Source organism: Bacillus sp. FSL W8-0519 (assembly GCF_038005585.1).
Classification (GTDB): domain Bacteria; phylum Bacillota; class Bacilli; order Bacillales; family Bacillaceae_G; genus Bacillus_A; species Bacillus_A paranthracis.
Genome location: NZ_JBBOTL010000002.1, coordinates 323,761 through 341,341 on the forward strand (window position 1 = coordinate 323,761; position 17,581 = coordinate 341,341).

Sequence of the window (17,581 nt, forward strand, 5' to 3'; positions counted from 1 at the left end):
GCTAAATGAAATGGATATGGAGGAATACAAATGAGAATGTTAATTGGTACTGCTGCGAATTTTGTTTCGGGGTATTATATAGGACGAAATTCTGGATTATTAGGAACGTTGCTTGGCTGGGCTTTTCTGTTGGGTGGTGGCTATCTGTTAATAGAAAATTGGGATAGTATCACAGTATGGATGCATAGTTTGAATATTGTACAAGGACTAGATGGTTACGAAGACATGAGCAATGGCTTTATTTTTATATGCTTGGTAGTAAGTGGCTTTATTCTCATCTTGTTGTCACCAATTTTCGTTATATTATTATTAATTTGTTTCGTATTAATGAATATTGTAGCTTGTACACTTGTGTTATTAACATCACCAAGTACGTACATAAAGAAGAAAGATAAGGAGAGTGAATGGGAATGAGTACAATTCTAGTTTTAGGTGGATCAAATGGAAGAACGTTAGAGAAGTTGGCCAAAAAAAGAGATTGCCAGGTTATTTTCCATGATGGGAAAAATCACGGAGGCGTAAAGAAAACCTTTCGAAGTGTTATAAAAAAATGTGATGTTATTGTCATTCAAAAAGGTGCATGTGGCCATGTATCTATTGATGTAGCAAAAGAGTACGCAAAGAAGTATGATGTCCCCCTTTTATTTAATCAAGGATTTGGTGGAACTGGTGCGCTTGAAATGGGATTAAAGCATTTGAAGGTTGCATGAGGTTTGATACATATCTATGGAATTATAATTGTTAAATCAATATATAACATTTATAAAGAGGACGGAGGAAGCTAGTGTTTAAAGATATATATGTATTATTTCCACCAGAAGGGAAAGAAAGCATTGAATTTCAATTCTTTTTAGATATAGAGGGAGAGAAGTTTTACGAATATTATAAGGAAAAATATAAAGACCCTATGTCCGATGTATCTGCATATTTTCCAATGTTTCAAAATACGTATGAATCCTATTTAGAAAGATTTTTGTACCCGTATGTAAGTAGCTTTAAAGAAATTCGATTAGGACGGGATACATGGGAAAATGAAGGTATTTGGTTTGGTATTCATCAAGGCGGAAGGGAACTGGGGATTCTTTTGCCTAGAGTTGATTTTACGTATTACAAAGGAGCGTTATCCTACAAAAATTGGCGAACAAAATAACTGTACAAAGTCTTTATTTACATACAAAAAAGGAGAAATGAGAATGACACAAACAGCCGCATATCGTTATACAGTTCCGTCAGTAGATGGAGAAGGATGGGGGGTATTTTTATACGATCAATCCGGAGTTTTTACAGCTGTTACAGACTTCGGTAACTTTTCTCATTGGTTTTCATTAGGAAGAAACAAAAGTATAGAAGAATACTTAATTAGCCGAAGACCGGATCAGATACTTTGCAAAATTGCAAAAGAAGATGTGGTTGATATTGAAGGAACCATTACTTATATCAAAAAGAATTTGCTATATGATCGCAGAGAAGGGCGCTTTACAGAAGATGATGCAAGGACAGAATGGAAGCTTATTGAGGAATTACAGGTAGATTTGGAAGATTACTCAAATGAAGTAGCATTTCAATATTGGTACGACAAAACAAAGATACAATTTGACGACGGTTTTTTTCAGTACAAATATCCAAGTGCAGCTGTTCGATTTTCAAATGAAACATTTGTGAGATTTCAAGAGAAATGGAAGGTGGAATTAAAAGAGGTGCAAGCATGAAGCCAACACTTGAAATGATAAAAGATGAACGTGGTGGAGTGGAAATGACTTATACAACAAGTGGAGGTAAGCAATGCTCTACTTACTTTACCGGTCCTCCAGAAGATATAGATCACGTTTGCTCGGATTATATGAAGGGACGTTTTGCAAATGTTAGAACAAAGAAGCAAGTTGATTTCATAAAACGTAGATATAAAGAAGCATATCAAACGGTATTTGGTGTGATGGACGGATTAAAGGTAGGCGACAAGGTAGTAATGCACACTTGCTTAGAGGCAAAGCGTTATGACGGAAAAGTATGGACTTGTAGGACAGATCAGTTTACAGCAGAGAGTGGCACGCAAGTGGTTTTTCTAGAAGAGTTTAGAGGGTACTTTGCAGTTAAGTTTTTACAACGAATTAGTTTGTTAGAAAACTAAGCAGAATAATTATGTGGGAGCGATTAGTAGCTGAAATGCTAGTTATCTAGCATTTTGTGCTTATTGTTGCTGTAATGAGTGGTATCGAAAAGATAAAGAAAGTGGAGGATGGAATTAAGAATATGAGTAGTGGTATTAAATATAAATCGGGTTTCGTCATTTTGATTTATTTTGTTATGACACAATTTGTAGGGATAATAGGTGTACTATTGCTAGCAAAGACAGGTTGGTATGATATTCAGGGAAACCAACAGCAAGCAATCCAAAAACTTCTTGTGCATTGGGAACTAATTGGGTTTTCACTTACGCTGATAATCTTTTTTCTTATATATAGTAAAGAATTAATAAGTGATCCAAAGTTATCGATTAAATTATCAAGAAAATCATTCATATGGATTTTAGTTGGGATCATATTCGTATTTCTTGCGCAGATGGTTGGTAGTGTATTAGATAAGAGTGTATTTCAGCTAACTACGCAATCAGCAAATACGTCTAATACAGTCGCTGCAGCAGCAATATCTCCTGTGGCACTTATTTCAATTGTTCTTCTTGCACCGTTAGTAGAAGAGTTTGTTTTTCGTTATGCGGCCATAAACATTTTAATGTCTAAGTTTAAGCAAACTTGGAGCATAATAATAAGCTCATTGTTCTTTTCTATTATGCATTTTGATTTTCCGTTTATATTTGGTTATTTTTTAATTGGACTTGTACTTGCTGTAGTATATGTGCGTACCAATAGGTTACTAATATCATTTGTTGTTCATGCTAGTATGAACTTAATTGTTGTCATACTTCAGATTTCTTGATAAAAATGTGGTGCTTGCACACATGACATTGAAATAGGATGTTTTAAAAGAGGATACTATACTCAATAAAAGGTATAGCATCCTCTTTTTGTGAATTTAATATTTTTGATTTTTATGCGCTTTGCTTCCATAAAAGACGATTACCAGATATCTCGAATCCATGTTTCATATAAAAATTAATTTGTTTGGCTTTATGTTGACTATCATCACTAACCATAAGACCAGTTACTTTGTCTACCTGAGATTCTACTGCTATTTGTAGTAAATGTTTCATTAATATGCTTCCTAACCCCAAGTTACGTATTGGTTCTTCAATAAATATATCAGCAAGGTCTATAGTGGTTCTTGCCGATATATAATGTGCGTACAGATATGGCTCAGGGAAAACCGTTCCTTTATTTGTAATTAATCGAATTTTTAATACAATAGAATTTTCTTCGTATAAATTGGTATCTTCATATAAATGACGGTACACAATGATACCACCATTTTTAATATTGATTACAGATAAAACCTGATATCCCTCCTTTAATAACAAGTTATAAGTAGTGTGAAGTTCATATTTCACATCACCAGGTACTTGTAATTTAACTTTTCGTATTTTACTTTTTCGAGGGTTATTGTTAATACTAAACATATTATCACCTATCTTTATAATTAAATTAATATTACCTTATATTATGTTAAGTGGATTTCTATGGAATATAGGTTCAAGTCAGAGAAAAAGCACCAAAAGGTGCCTTTCTCTGACTTGAACCACTTTAATTTTAATAACACCATTTTACAACCACAAATATATCTTTAATCTTTCATATAATATTTTAACATTTTTTTCAGTTAATTGCATGTAGCTGGTAAAAAATAGTCTATTTCTTATAAATTCCTTTTCTCCATATCCACTCAATAGGACCATAGCGGAAATATTTACTCCAAATCTTGCTGAATAGTATTTGTACAAAAATAATTAAAAGCCCAAAGATACATAGTTGCCAGTAATATAAGTGTGAGACATCTTTAAAGCACCACGAAAGAATCACAAGCGTAAGTATGCTTTGAGTGATGTAATTCGTTAAAGCATACTGGCCAACGTTCATAAAGGGGTGCAGGCATTCTATATATTTTTTATTCTCACAAACTCTCAGTAGAGTACAAATATAGAATATAGCTAGCATTTTCCCTCCAAATAGAATCCATAGTTGTACATCCTGAGAGTAATAGACATCTGTTTTTATAAAGTAGTAGATAATAGGACAAGAGAGAAGGCATGAGATACATAACGAACTCCACTGTAAAAATCTAATTTTCTTTATTAATTCCGGTACCCTTTTAAAAATATTTTTCTTACCAGCCCATAACCCGATTAAAAATAAGCCTATATATTCCGGAATTCCTATGAGTAGTTGCTGGAATTCCTGAGTCATTAGAAAGAAAAGACGTGCTTTTACTTGATGAGAATAATGTATAAATAGATTTACAGTGTGATTGGTAGTGTTACCTGTAAACATATATTGATAGTAATTTGGTACTTCAGTAATAGAAGAACTTGCTCGTAAAAATACAATAATATGTAATACATAACTAACCGTTAGGAAACTACAACCAGTTATAAAAATAAGCTTAGTAGATCGCTTATAAAAGAACAATAGAATAAATCCAGCTATAGCATACGCATGTAGAATATCTCCATACCATAGAAAGGTGAAGTGGAGTAAACCGAAGACTAGTAAAATACATAGTCTCCGGGTAAATAGCTTATACATATGATATCCTTTTATTTCTGTATTTTTCATAAAGATATAAAATCCTACTCCAAATAAGAATGCGAAAATAGTGTAGAACTTTGCTTGTATAAACAAATCTACTAAAAAACGAATCGTTTTATCTGTACCGGTGTAACCTGCCTGATTAAAGGGATCTAGTCCCGTCATAGTGGGTAGATTCGCAAATAGGATACATAGTGTGGCGATACCTCTTATTATGTCTAAAGAATGAATACGGGCGTTTTGTTGCATGTTAATTCTCCTTTCTTACAAAGAAAAACGAGCACTATACTAGCTAGCGCTCGAATTACGTCTTGCAAAGAATCCATCATAGGTAGCAGCTGAAACAGCTCCTTCTAAACGTTCAACTTCTTCACCTCTGTTATAAGCTACAACAACTGGAGTACCTGGAATGTCGAACTCTTGAAAGGCACTTTGATTTTCTGGTGTAGAGATATCAATACGATAAATGGTTCTATCATGCTTTTTTGACATACGATTGATATCTGGTGCAGCTTTTTTACAAAAATGACAGGTAGGTTGATAGTAATACGCAATGAACTCTTCATGGGATTGTATTTTTTGCTTTAATTCTTCTTTTGAAATATCTTTTATATTCTCAGGTGATCCTTTTACATCTGCAGCAGATACAATTGTTTTTTCTGGTGTTATAGTTTCTGTTTTGACTGATTCATTCTTAGTTAAAGTAAAGATCGCGATACATGCAACGCATAAAGTTGTGATAACTGCTCCAATTTTGTAGACTTTTTTCATAGTAAATTCCTCCTTAAAGTAAAAAAAAGGACAAACCTCGCCCGAGTTAACAGGGCGTAAGGTTTGTCCTTCACGCTACGTACAATAGAGTATAAACAATGGAAACAAATTTTCTATCTATATAATACCATAAGATTTATATAGAATGCTATAAGAATTTTAAAAGAAAAACAAAGGAACAACTTAATTGTAAAATTTCATGTACCAGATTACATCTTAAAAATAACAAACATCACAACAAGGGGATTCTCTGTGCTGTATCCAACTGATAGGGATATCCAATAAGCATAAAATCATTCAACAAACACATCTCAAAAAGTGTGTGTACTTATGAAGTGTGTCTTAAGTACATTTTGATACCTTTTGAAGTAGTTTAAGCTGCATAGAATATACTATATCTAAAGGTGTACCTTTTGGTAGAGTGTAATTGACTTTGTGTTACGATTGTTTTAAAAATGGGTTGCGAAATTAATTGTAGGATACACGGCGGCGAAATAATATTAAGGATTTTATAGTTAAAATTATCAAAAAAATCAATAAAATCAATAAAATCATAGTTTACAATTTTATCCTTTAGTTGGTATCATTTACTTATTAAGGGGGGAGTACATGGGTTTAAACATGTATTTGGGAGAAGTACAAGCTCAAACAGAAAGTATGAATGCTTTTTGTGTAGCCACTATTCAAGGTATGGAACAAGTTATTAATTCAATTGATGCTTTTGTGGGCGATACTATTTTGCAAGGGAAAACTTATGATACAGGGAAGACATTCTTTGCACAGACATTTCGTCCTTTAGCTCAAGGCATTATTTATTTGTGTGAAGAATTAATTCGACAGAATAATTCCTTTCCGAACGATTTTCAATCACAAGTCGCTACAACAGATGTCATTGAACAAGAAATACGAGAACAAATTCGAGAAATTGACCGAATGAAAGCAGATATTGAAGGAACTAGTAGTACCCTTCCAGGAATGCAAGTTATGGTGGGAATTTATGATACGATGAAACAAAAGCTTCAAGAAAAACTAGAGTATTTATATGAATTTAATTATGTTTCTAGTAGTAATTATGATACAGCGCTTCAATTAGCTACGAGTATTGCTCAAGGTCTTGCAGAAGTTCAAAGTGGGAAAGGTTTTAGTCCTGCGAGTGGAACATTCAGTATACAAGATTTAAATATGAATTGGACTGCATCAATTCAAAAAATCACAGAGGAAAAAGCGCGTGAATCTGATAAAATTGTGTATAGCGATTTAAATCAAGAAGAAACAATAAACAATGAAACTTCATTAGCATCAGGAAAAAAAGAATTTGATGGTAATAAATTAGCCAGAGATATTACAGGTGAAATAAGTGGGGTCACGTCACATGCCCATCAACTTAAGAACGAAAACAAAATGAACTTTCGTTCAAACAAACTAAAAAACACGTAATGTACTTTTGGTATTGAAAAGTACACATACCAAATAAACTCTAACGAGTTTCATTTTAAAAATTATGCAGCTTTCTTTTGTTTTCCAAACCCATTATACTCATAGACAACACCCATAATATCAAAGATAGTTTTCTTCTCATATCGATGAGATTTCCGTCCATTCTTCTGTAGGAGGTCGAACAAACGGATTAAAATCTTTGTTAGATTTTGGGTGTTTCTCTGTATCGCTTGATATAACAGCGATACATGATCTTGAATCATCCCAATGGCTTTATATTCACTTAATTCTCTTTTGTTCTTTTGCAAAAGAAGTTTACGCATCTTAAACATCGTAGAAGAACAGATAAAGATGGCAATAAGTCTTCCATACACATGACATTCTAATCGCTCTTTTTTGATAGTTTGCCAATGATGAATTTGAAATAAGGATTTCCACGTTTTAAAAATAATTTCTATTTGCCAGCGAAGGGAGTAAAAGTCATGTATTTGTTCCATCGGAACAACTCCTTCAGGCGTATTTGAGACATATATGTTGATACCCGTTAATCGTTTACTCTTTTCTGAAAATGTAATACCCTTTTTACTTTCAGTGTAACTTTGTTTTTTTCTACGTTCCTGTATCTGTTTGTCTGTTAAACGATAGATAATTACACGTGTGAATAGTTTTTGATTCTTTCCAATGTAAGCTTCTTTTATTTCGTATGTTTGACCGGGTTTTAAATTGTTCATAATATGTTCTAAATCAACTTGGATATACTGTGATTGCTTTTTTACGGTTCCGTTTCGAAAGTATTCTGGAAACGGATTTTTTACATACACGGTATGGTTTAATTTTAATCTGGATATATAATAAGCACCTCGTTGATCCATTTGATCTAAGTCTTCTAATGAAAAATAACCTAAATCACGGATACATAAATCGCTTGGACGTAATGTGTCTAAGCATTCTGTTCCAAAGGTCTTATCATTATTTTTTCCTGGACCTATCTGAAAGTTTAGAAACTGTCCGCTATGTAAGTCATATTCTAATTGAATCTTGATACCCGCTGTTTGTGCACAACCACCTGATCCAGGATATACATGGGCTAAATGTTTTGGTACTTGGAAAATCGTCGCATCTAAAATACGAATTCGTTGAAAATACGTGAGCGCCGCGCTTGAAATGGCCGATGTTTCACAGATTTTACTTTTCCATAATGCCGAAAAAATATATTTCAAAAATTCAACCGCTTTTTTATCAAAGCGTTTATTGAGTCCTTCTGGACTCATAAGAGTGCCTGTGGCCGCATGTAATTGACTGCATAGTCGAACAAGCGAGTCACTCGCTGTACGTTGACTTACCCAAATACATATGGTAGCTAATTCATTTCCAGAAAACTTTCGTTTTCTTTTTACAAAACCTAATTCTTTTGCGAGTTCTTCCAAAAGAGAAGGGGTTAAATGACGATACAGTTCTTCAGAAAATAGTTGTAATTCATCTTGAATCGAAAGATTCATAAAAAATGTCACCCTTTCTAGCTAGCTTTTTAGAAAGAATAACGTTTTTTGTCACTTGGGGGTAGTGAAAATTCTTAAGTTGATGGGCATGTGACGTGACCCCATTTACAAAAAGATATGGATGAAAAGAAGAATAGAAAAGAGGATACGAAAAAGAGTTATGTGTCCGAAATCTTGTCATTTTGTCAGTGCATGGTGCAGCACGCAGAGGAATTCGAATTGAATGGGGAAGAGGTACAGCAAAACGACTCTTTATTAAAAACATTGCAACCTTGGCATATTCGTAAATATAATGCTTGGTTGAAGCAGGTAGAGAACGGTAGAAACGGAGATACGTACGCGGTCGCAACGCTTGCGAAGAAAACAGTGCTCATTCGTTCTTTTCTAAAACATCTTCACGTTTTTTCTTACATTGAAAAGCCTCTTCATGAAGAACTGAAGCGAGCGAATGTAAATGAACAGGATCGGCCAAATCGAGACCTATCCTATGATGAAGTGATGAAAATTTTAGAGTTTTATAAAGAACAAGGGCATTTAGTAAACTATACAATTTTACTAGCTCTAGCAAGTACCGGTGCAAGAATTCAAGAATTGTGCACTGCGAGAGTGAAAGACTTACATTATGACGGAAAGTATTGGTTAAAAGTCACAGGAAAAGGGGATAAAGTACGTGAACTTTTCATTCCTGAGCATTTATTCCAATGTATTAGCGAAATGAGACGAAGACGAGGATTCCAAACTGTATTGAATCGTGGAGATGAAAGTCCTGTATTTATTAATCAAAGAGGAAACTTTTATAATCCTAAAACGTTATCCAACCAGGTAACAGATATGATAAAAAAGACAAATTTAGATTTTCTAAAGTATCGTGAAAATCCTGTAACGGCACATACATTCCGTCATGCTTTTGCAATCATGGCAGTTGAACAAGGAAATGCGGATTTATATCATTTAATGCAAACACTTGGGCATGAAAATATTCAAACAACAAAGATCTATTTAGAGAAGCATATGAAACGAAAGAATAATGTGGGGACTACATTTGCGGATATGTTGGTGTGAAATTTTAATATAAAAAATTATTTAATTATGTCTTTTTTACACAATTAAATACACATTATTTAACGTGTAAGGAGGGTTTAATTATAGAATATAGAATACTCAAGAATCTACACATTAAGAAATGGCCTAGAAAAATCAATAAAGGTAGAGTCCTGGCGTTCATTTAGAGAAGAAATGAATGTGTTAGGAATTCAGGATTCAGATGTGTTTCAAATTCAGTTAGTGGAATATGGTAAAGAGAGAACGAAAAAGAGTTCTCCTAAAAATAATAGAAGAAAATAGTTTACTTACGTATAAATATCATAATTAAGCACATGTTATATACAAATATAGTGGAGGTGCAATTATGAATATTCAAAGACGCGAAAGTAATACAAATGAAATTCTTATTTCTGCTGCAGCAAGTGCTATTGAACAAATGAAGTATGAAATTGCCCGTGAATTAGGAGTCACACTAGGACCTGATACATCATCACGTGCAAATGGGTCTGTCGGTGGAGAAATTACAAAGCGCTTAGTTCGAATGGCTGAGGAACAATTATCAGGACAACACAGATTACATTAAGTTAAAATAATAAAAGGAAAAAGGGTCCATAAAACGGATTCTTTTTCCTTTTATTTACATAAATATTAAAAATCATTTTTAAAAACCTAAAAATGACCACTCAGATTCATTTTTAAGGGTTTTTATTTGATGTGACAATACATTAAGTATAGAAACCCATTAAACCCTTTAAAAGTAACCTTAAGTCTGTTAAACGCTATTAAACCTAAATTCGCTATTTTTTGTTTTAAGGTGTAGTCTACAAGAATTCATCTACAAATTCTAAAATTATAGCATAAGTTAAAAGACCGATTGGTAATAAATTTCCCAATAAAACAAAAATTCTTTTGGTTAAATTCTCTTTACTGAACATTGAAATGACGCTTAAAGGAATAGCAAATAAGGAAGAAAAAAATGTAACTGATATAGAAACCTTTAAAATAGATACTATATTTTCATTTGAAGTCATTGCTAACATATATAAGGATATTGGTAGAATTGTAATTGAAGTTAATGCTGTTAAGAATGAAATTTTAGTAAACACCCTCAAATTTTCTCTTTTCAAAAAATCCCCTCCATTTACTAAAAATAATGATAGTTCATTTGGAACTTTGTTACAATGGACATTAAGAGAAAATTTAAACCTGAGAACATATAGGAAAAAAGCTTTAAAGGGTGTGAAAAAATCGCTTGGAATAGAACTGAAAATGGAGGGACTAATTTGGTTAAAACTCTTATCTTCGATATTGATGGTACAATTTTAGATACAGAAAAAGCAATATTAAAATCGTTACAAAGAATTTTGAAAGAAGAATTAAATGAAGATTATACATTAGATGCATTGGACTTTGCATTGGGTATCCCCGGGAAGGAAGCTTTAAAAAAATTGAATGTGCCTAATATAGACGTTATTCATCTAAAATGGAGTAAAGCTGTATTAGCTTATAATCATGAAGTCTCCGTGTTCAAGTCAATTGAAGATATCATTGGTATGTTGTCTCTAAGTACTATAAAACTAGGCATTGTGACATCGAAAACTAAACAGGAATTAATAGACGAATTTGAGCCATTTGGCTTAAGTAGTTATTTTGAACATACAATTTGCGCATGTGATACGGATAAACATAAACCACATCCTGAACCTTTATTAGCCTGCTTAAAACGATTAGATGTTCCTTGTCACGAGGCAATCTACATTGGAGATTCTATATATGATATGCAATGTGCAAAAAGTGCTGGTGTGAAATTTGCTCTTGCCTCGTGGGGATCAAAAACAAAAGATGCTTTTAAAGATGCGGAATATATTTTACAAGAACCTAAGGACATTTTAAAATTAATATAAACATACAGGCAGGCTTTTTAACTTTTTGAGAGACAGAAATAAAACTATTATAATAGGAGGTTTTGATGATGGAAAGGGATTATTATTGAAAAAGATAACAAAGGGATTGAAAGAGTGAATCGAATCAATTATGAAATTGCTGTTCTTCAATCACTTCGAACTCGACTTCGTTGTAAAGAAGTTTGGATTGAGGGGGCTGATCGTTATCGAAATCCTGATGAAGACTTACCTCAAGATTTTGAAGAACGTAAAGAAGAACATTTTCAAGCATTGAAAGTACCTTTGGAAGCTGATCTGTTTATTTCAGAAATCATACGGTTAATGAAGGAAAAGTTAACTCTATTGAATCAAGGATTCGAAAAGAACAGTAATCGACAAGTTGTCATTACGACGAAAAATAATAAAGGTTGGATTCGAGTTTCTCCTTTAGAGAAACAGCCTGATCCTCCCCATTTGGCTCAAATTAAAGGTGAAATCAAGAATCGATGGTCAGATATTAACTTATTAGATTTGCTAAAAGAAACCGATTTTCACACAGAATTTACGAAGCATTTTAAGACTACGGCAGATCGAGAGATTTTAGATCGAAAAATAATTCAACGTCGACTTCTTCTCAGTTTATTTGGCCTTGGAACCAATACAGGTCTGAAAGCTGTCTCTGCTGGAAGCAACACTGATAGTTATCGGGAACTTCGATACATCCGTCAAAAATTTATACATAAAGATCATCTACGTAAAGCGAATGCAGAGGTTACGAACCATATCATTTGCAACCGTATGAAAGAAGTATGGGGAGAAGCTACTACGGCATGTGCTTCCGATTCAAAACATTTTGGATCGTGGAATCAGAACTTGCTGTACGAATGGCATCCTCGTTATAAAAGACAGGGCGTTATGATCTATTGGCATACAGATCGAAAGTCAGCTTGTATCTATTCACAGCTTAAATCCTGCCTTTCTTCGGAAGTTGCAGCTATGATGGAAGGGGTTCTTCGTCACTGTACGGACATGGAAGTAGATCGAAATTATGTCGATACACATGGGCAAAGTGTCGTTGCTTTTGCTTTTTGTCATCTACTTGGTTTTAAACTGATGCCACGCTTCAAAAATATTGGTTCTCAAAAATTATATCGTCCGGAATATAGAAATCCCCTTGTTGACTATATTTTAAATATAATTAATAAATATGGTACGTGAAATTTTATAATGTGCGTAGAGATGAGATTATATTTAACACAATTAGGGAAGAATGGCATATAAGATGATGGATTAAATACATATACTTTTATTAAAATGGCGGAGTGTTATTAACGCAGTTTCTAAAGAGTTTAAGCAGACCATAAACGCATTAAGTTCTGCCAACACATATTTAGATTGCTTAGTACAAACTAAAACGTATCTGCACTTTCTAATACTTATCATACTTTGTATTATTACTGTTTACATACCTTTTCCATCATTCATGCTTAATTATATAAATGAATTAGATATACGGATGCAATACTTAATTAAATCTTTTTATTTTTCTTTTCCCATTTCATTAGTTTTCCTATTTATAATGAGGGATCAACGGTTTTTGTTTTCTAAAAAAATCACTTTCCAGCAACTAAAAATTTCTTTTTTCTGTGCTTTTATTATTTATGCTATTATGTTGTTATTGTTAGCCGTACTAATATCTTTTACAACATTCAGAGGAGCATCTCATCCCATTGGGAATGAAGGGATTACTAATATGCTTCACAAAACACCTGGTATTGCAATTCAATTAATCGGAGAGAACATTATGTTTGTCTCTATATTGTTTTTTTTGCATAAGATCATACGCTCATTCATAATAAGCCCCATAGCTTCAATTACAGCCTCTTTAATATTATCTGGAAGCTCATTTGGATTACTCCATCTCTCTACGTATAACTATAATTGGATACAATGTTTAACTATCATTGGGATTCCAGCTATCGCCCAAATGATTTTCTTTCTAATATTTAAAAATATTCATATGGGATACATACTACACTTCAATTACAATATAATCATTATACTTTTTAGCTATATAGCTACAATTTAAAATAATTTACCACTGAAAATAAAAGAAAAGGTACCCCTGCTGCAAGGTACCTTTTCTAAGGGGTATAACTCATTAGCTAAGCGGCCGTTGGTCAAGTATACCGCCTAGACTATTACATGAGTTATGTTTTTATTATACATTGATCATATCAAAAATATTATCATTAGTGAAATTAACTTTCATTATTTTTTAATTTTAAAGCTGCCACCATAATAATAATTTTCTCCAAGTTTCATAACAGCTACATATGATCCTGGATCTTGAACAGATGTAATAGGTGTTACAAATCTACAATTCTTTTTCGTTTTAGGGGGTATTTTGTTTTGTTAGCTTGATAGCGATGTGCCTGTACCCCACATCCATCAACTTAAGGATTTAGACTATTCTTAAACTTAAAAGCACGTTACTTTTCTCTTATGTTAATGAGAAAGGGTGACGTGCTTTTTATGAATATGCATCAAAAACAAGAGCTGTCTTTATTTGCCGAAGAGTTATATCGATATATGTCTCCCGCTACACTTAATCAATTAGCTATAGAAGCAGGTGGAATGAAACGAAAACGTAAGTGCCATGGGCACCATTTTTTATCTTTGTGTGTATGGTTAAATCAACAAATCGCTACAACCTCTCTTACTCAACTTTGTAGTCAATTAGAAACTTCAACAGGAATTTTATTAAGTCCTGAGGGACTGAATCGACGATTTAACTCGGCTTCTGTAGCCTTCTTTCGAAATGTATTTACTACACTTCTACAAGCTAAAATTGGAGGATCATCTACAATTTCTCATTCTCTTTCTGCTTACTTTAAGCGGATTCGCATCCTTGATTCTACAACCTTTCAAGTTCCAGATCGATTCGCAGCTACTTATCCTGGTGCCGGAGGCTGTAGTCATACAGCTGGTGTGAAAATTCAATTAGAGTATGACTTGTTGAGCGGAGAGTTTTCTGATGTGAAAATTGAACCAGGAAAACGAAGTGATCAGGCATATGGGGCGACTCGAATGGACATGACACAAAAGAATGAACTATATATTCGTGACTTAGGGTATTTTCGTTTACAAGACTTTAAATCGATCCAAGATAAGGAAGGGTATTATTTATCGCGTCTTAAATTACCAACTAAAATATATAGAAAAGAATTCGAAACAGTGGTATTTAAAACAAAACCTGCTCAATTGAGACCGGTATATATACAAATTCATTTGGAAGACATCATGAACCAATTACAACCTGGCCAAGTGTATGAATTACATGATGTATATGTAGGGAGCAAAGACAAACTACCCACTCGCATTGTGGTTTATAGATGTACAGAGGAGCAAAAACAGAAACGTCTACATGATCGAGCTATTCGTGAAAAGAAAAAAGGGATTACATATACAGAGCGTACGAAACTTTTACAAGGAATTACGGTATATATGACAAACATTCCTACGGAATGGGTACCGAAAGAGAAAATCTATGATTTATATTCACTGCGTTGGCAAATTGAGCTGTTATTTAAAATATGGAAATCTTGGTTTCGAATTCATCGTTGTAAATCTATTAAACAAGAGCGATTAGAATGCCACCTTTATGGACAACTCATTAGTATCCTATTATGTTCTTCTACTATGTTTAAAATGAGAGAACTCCTGTTACGTAAGAAACAGAAAGAACTAAGTGAATATAAAGCGATGTACATAATTAAAGATTATTTCTTACTTTTTCATCAAGCACTACATAAAAACACCCAAGAATTATCAAAGATTCTCCTTCGTCTGTTTAACCTCCTACAGCGAAACGGACGAAAATCTCACAGATATGAGAAAAAAACAGTCTTTGATATTTTAGGTGTTGTGTATGAGTATACCACTTCTGCCCATCAGGTAGCATAGCGAAAAATTTGAAACCCGTCAGGGTTTATTTGATGTGCCTACTTTTATAACATCTATAAAAGATAATAAAAAACTACGTGGAAAGACCGCATTTTGTATAAAAATATACGTTAAGTTGATGGATGTGTGGTAGGACCCCATTAAGGTATTTGTTTTGCTTACAATCATAGAAGGAAGTACTGCTTGCATTCCATTTAACAAACCTAACATATTCACATCATACTTTTTTGATGTGACCACAGGAAATCCTTCTTTTGTTGACCAACATCCTATATTAGGTTGCGCATGCATTGCTAAAATAGGATTAAGCCGGGTAAGATATAATTATTTTTCTAAATAGTCTACTTTATAATTATTTAATCCGTATATTTTGTTTTTAGGGATAATGATTTTGTTTAGTGTTATACATATTTCTTTTCTACTGTATAAACCTTGTCTCCTCCATGAATAATAAACAAGGGATCTAATTTAGCTGCTCTTTGTAATAAAAGTTCGAATTCACCACCCATCTTAAAACAGCTACCTTCAGGTCCGTTGCATCTGCTGTCTTCAAAAAACACAAAATTAAATTTATTCTTACAGTGTAATTTTTTCATTCATTCTTTCAGTAAATATTCTGAACGTCCATGTAGTGTCATAAACATCTTTTCCTTTCATAAAAATCAATAATCTATCTTTTTAATTACATGAAGATTAATTGTTAAGTTAATCAAAAAAATAAAGGTTCTATAATGAATCTTGAGAAGCAAAAATAATTGAAATCATTTGAGTATAGAGATGAAAAACTTAGATGTTGGGAACTTGTTTTTTGTGGCATCTTCAACCAGTGATGTATAGGTGCATCTTCTATGCCTCGAGATATCGCTATCCAAACTTTCTTTTCACACAGTGGGCTTATTTGGATTTTAAGTGATTTGATATGAGATTTATTGTGTTAGCGCCTTTACTAATTTTTATTGTATATAAGATAAAATGAAGGAATGGTGGAAATGAAATGTCTTTTTAAAGTTATAACAATTGCGCTTATAGCTGGGGCTATCAGCGGTTGCTCTGAGTTAGCGGAGATAGAAGAAAGAGGCTTTGTAGTAGGTGCCGCTTACGATATTGTTAAGGAAAAGAAATCTAATCCAATTATGAAAGGGACGTATCAAATGGTACTTCCCAGTAAGTTAACGCAAGAAGGTGGAAAAGGCGCAGGGAATAATTATATTGATGTGAGTGCAAAAGGAGATAGTGTGTTTGAACAAATACGAATAATCGCTAAAAAGATTAGTCGTACTTTATTTTTTCCACATATACAAGTAATCATTTTTTCTGAAGAATTACTATCGAATCCAAATGTTTTACAAAATACGTTAGATGTATACATTCGAGATCATGAAATGAGAAGAAATATTCGTCTATTTGTTTCTGAGAAAAATGCAGAAGCAATCTTGAAACAAAATGCAAAACCAGAAAATTTACCGGCACAGTATATTGATATGCTAGCTGAACACCCTCCTAAAAATGCTCAGATGGTTGAGGCAGCAAGAATTGGTGACGTGCAGGAAAAGATAATTTCAAACCGAAGTTTTGTACTACCTGTCTTAAAACCTACAAAACAGGGGATAGAAATGGATGGGGCTGCGTTGTTTCGTGGGAAGGATAACAAGTGTGTTGGAATGTTAAACGGCGAACAGACAGTGGGAATAAACTTTATAATCGGTGAAAAATTAGGAGGTTATTTTACCATACGTAAAAAGGACCAGCTTATTACATATGAAATTCATAAGCTACACCGAAAAATACAGGTATTTACTGAAAATACTACAAAACCGAAGTTTGATATTCATCTATTTCTCGAAGGTGCTTTAGCGGAGTTGCATTTTAGTGATCATAAAAAATTCATGAATGAAAAACGCTTAACGAAGGATATTTCAAAAGAGGTGGAACAAAGGATTCAAAAATCAATAAAGCTTGTTCAAAAAAAATATAAGGTAGATGTATTAGCGTTAGGAGAAGTATATAAGCGGCATAATTATAAAAAATGGAAGAAAATACGTAAGAATTGGGATCAAGGCGAAAATTATTTTAGTGATGCCCAAATTAATGTTCATGTTCATTCAATAATTGAACATTCAGGTTCAGCTTTACCCAAGAAAGTAAAATGAGTTAATTTGATTGGTTACCGAATTAGATATTAGCTGCCAAATATCAATACTAGCTATACCCCGTATTATATATTTTATTTTCATAACTTCGATTGCTTCATATACATTACCTGTATTTCTTACATAAATTATAT

At 33.2% G+C, this 17,581-nt stretch carries 17 protein-coding genes and 4 pseudogenes; 15 read left to right on the plus strand and 6 right to left on the minus strand.

All coding sequences use genetic code 11. The features are described 5' to 3' along the window. Nucleotides 1–30: 30 nt before the first annotated feature. From NST14_RS29625 to NST14_RS29650, 6 genes are all read left to right on the plus strand, one after another. Nucleotides 31–414, plus strand: coding sequence for a hypothetical protein (locus NST14_RS29625; protein WP_048520098.1), 384 nt, complete (start codon nucleotides 31–33; stop codon nucleotides 412–414). Continuing rightward, the gene (locus NST14_RS29630; protein WP_073541001.1) at nucleotides 405–710 is read left to right on the plus strand and encodes a DUF2325 domain-containing protein; all 306 of its coding nucleotides are present in this window, start codon (nucleotides 405–407) and stop codon (nucleotides 708–710) included. The genes NST14_RS29625 and NST14_RS29630 overlap by 10 nt, the downstream gene beginning before the upstream one ends. Nucleotides 711–784: 74 nt before the next feature. Next, entirely contained in the window at nucleotides 785–1,150 is a 366-nt protein-coding gene (locus NST14_RS29635; protein ID WP_048520096.1) for a hypothetical protein, read from the plus strand. Nucleotides 1,151–1,193: 43 nt separating this feature from the next. Continuing rightward, on the plus strand, nucleotides 1,194–1,709 hold the full coding sequence (locus NST14_RS29640; RefSeq protein WP_048548632.1) for a hypothetical protein: 516 nt from the start codon (nucleotides 1,194–1,196) through the stop codon (nucleotides 1,707–1,709). Beyond that, nucleotides 1,706–2,128 carry a hypothetical protein gene (locus NST14_RS29645; RefSeq protein ID WP_048520094.1) on the plus strand — a complete coding sequence of 141 codons (423 nt, stop codon included), beginning with the start codon at nucleotides 1,706–1,708 and terminating at the stop codon, nucleotides 2,126–2,128. Before NST14_RS29640 ends, NST14_RS29645 begins: the two co-directional genes overlap by 4 nt. 122 nt (nucleotides 2,129–2,250) lie before the next feature. Then, entirely contained in the window at nucleotides 2,251–2,934 is a 684-nt protein-coding gene (locus NST14_RS29650) for a CPBP family intramembrane glutamic endopeptidase (protein WP_048520093.1), read from the plus strand. Between the two features lie 112 nt (nucleotides 2,935–3,046). Here the strand turns inward: NST14_RS29650 and NST14_RS29655 are convergent, their stop codons facing one another. The 3 genes from NST14_RS29655 to NST14_RS29665 form a co-directional block, all read right to left on the minus strand. Continuing rightward, on the minus strand, nucleotides 3,047–3,571 hold the full coding sequence (locus tag NST14_RS29655) for a GNAT family N-acetyltransferase (protein WP_048520092.1): 525 nt from the start codon (nucleotides 3,569–3,571) through the stop codon (nucleotides 3,047–3,049). Between the two features lie 229 nt (nucleotides 3,572–3,800). Beyond that, nucleotides 3,801–4,946: a DUF418 domain-containing protein gene (locus NST14_RS29660; protein ID WP_048520091.1), complete on the minus strand. Its 1,146-nt coding sequence runs from the start codon at nucleotides 4,944–4,946 to the stop codon at nucleotides 3,801–3,803. A gap of 39 nt (nucleotides 4,947–4,985) precedes the next feature. Then, nucleotides 4,986–5,468: a thioredoxin family protein gene (locus NST14_RS29665; RefSeq protein ID WP_000758632.1), complete on the minus strand. Its 483-nt coding sequence runs from the start codon at nucleotides 5,466–5,468 to the stop codon at nucleotides 4,986–4,988. A gap of 609 nt (nucleotides 5,469–6,077) precedes the next feature. On the opposite strand from NST14_RS29665, the pseudogene NST14_RS29670 reads away from it, so the two are divergent. Beyond that, nucleotides 6,078–6,716, plus strand: a pseudogene (locus NST14_RS29670) (T7SS effector LXG polymorphic toxin); the annotation flags it as partial. Nucleotides 6,717–6,967: 251 nt separating this feature from the next. Here NST14_RS29670 and NST14_RS29675 read toward each other — a convergent pair. Continuing rightward, nucleotides 6,968–8,404 carry an IS4 family transposase gene (locus NST14_RS29675; protein WP_001053964.1) on the minus strand — a complete coding sequence of 479 codons (1,437 nt, stop codon included), beginning with the start codon at nucleotides 8,402–8,404 and terminating at the stop codon, nucleotides 6,968–6,970. 102 nt (nucleotides 8,405–8,506) lie between these two features. Here NST14_RS29675 and NST14_RS29680 point away from each other — a divergent pair. The 3 genes and pseudogenes from NST14_RS29680 to NST14_RS29690 all read left to right on the plus strand — a co-directional run. Then, nucleotides 8,507–9,466: pseudogene (locus NST14_RS29680) on the plus strand (tyrosine-type recombinase/integrase); the annotation flags it as partial. Between the two features lie 90 nt (nucleotides 9,467–9,556). Further along, nucleotides 9,557–9,748, plus strand: coding sequence for a hypothetical protein (locus tag NST14_RS29685; protein WP_230305665.1), 192 nt, complete (start codon nucleotides 9,557–9,559; stop codon nucleotides 9,746–9,748). Nucleotides 9,749–9,812: 64 nt separating this feature from the next. Beyond that, on the plus strand, nucleotides 9,813–10,031 hold the full coding sequence (locus NST14_RS29690) for an alpha/beta-type small acid-soluble spore protein (RefSeq protein WP_001025787.1): 219 nt from the start codon (nucleotides 9,813–9,815) through the stop codon (nucleotides 10,029–10,031). Nucleotides 10,032–10,269: 238 nt separating this feature from the next. Here NST14_RS29690 and NST14_RS29695 read toward each other — a convergent pair whose 3' ends face one another. After that, entirely contained in the window at nucleotides 10,270–10,575 is a 306-nt protein-coding gene (locus tag NST14_RS29695; RefSeq protein ID WP_000817947.1) for a hypothetical protein, read from the minus strand. A 156-nt stretch (nucleotides 10,576–10,731) separates the two neighbouring features. On the opposite strand from NST14_RS29695, the gene NST14_RS29700 reads away from it, so the two are divergent. From NST14_RS29700 to NST14_RS29710, 3 genes and pseudogenes are all read left to right on the plus strand, one after another. Then, nucleotides 10,732–11,352 (plus strand): HAD family hydrolase, encoded by a 621-nt coding sequence (locus NST14_RS29700; protein ID WP_000241162.1) that lies wholly within the window; start codon nucleotides 10,732–10,734, stop codon nucleotides 11,350–11,352. 69 nt (nucleotides 11,353–11,421) lie between these two features. Continuing rightward, nucleotides 11,422–12,492: pseudogene (locus NST14_RS29705) on the plus strand (Tn3 family transposase); the annotation flags it as partial. A 166-nt stretch (nucleotides 12,493–12,658) separates the two neighbouring features. Then, nucleotides 12,659–13,420 (plus strand): hypothetical protein, encoded by a 762-nt coding sequence (locus NST14_RS29710; RefSeq protein ID WP_033688310.1) that lies wholly within the window; start codon nucleotides 12,659–12,661, stop codon nucleotides 13,418–13,420. A 182-nt stretch (nucleotides 13,421–13,602) separates the two neighbouring features. Here NST14_RS29710 and NST14_RS29715 read toward each other — a convergent pair. Next, a pseudogene (locus NST14_RS29715) lies at nucleotides 13,603–13,725 on the minus strand (DUF5065 family protein); the annotation flags it as partial. A 141-nt stretch (nucleotides 13,726–13,866) separates the two neighbouring features. On the opposite strand from NST14_RS29715, the gene NST14_RS29720 reads away from it, so the two are divergent. Both NST14_RS29720 and NST14_RS29725 read left to right on the plus strand, forming a co-directional pair. Then, complete coding sequence (locus tag NST14_RS29720; RefSeq protein WP_001055915.1) at nucleotides 13,867–15,297, plus strand: IS4-like element ISBce2 family transposase; 1,431 nt, start codon at nucleotides 13,867–13,869, stop codon at nucleotides 15,295–15,297. A gap of 989 nt (nucleotides 15,298–16,286) precedes the next feature. Continuing rightward, nucleotides 16,287–17,447, plus strand: coding sequence for a Ger(x)C family spore germination protein (locus tag NST14_RS29725; protein ID WP_000649885.1), 1,161 nt, complete (start codon nucleotides 16,287–16,289; stop codon nucleotides 17,445–17,447). Nucleotides 17,448–17,581: the final 134 nt, after the last annotated feature.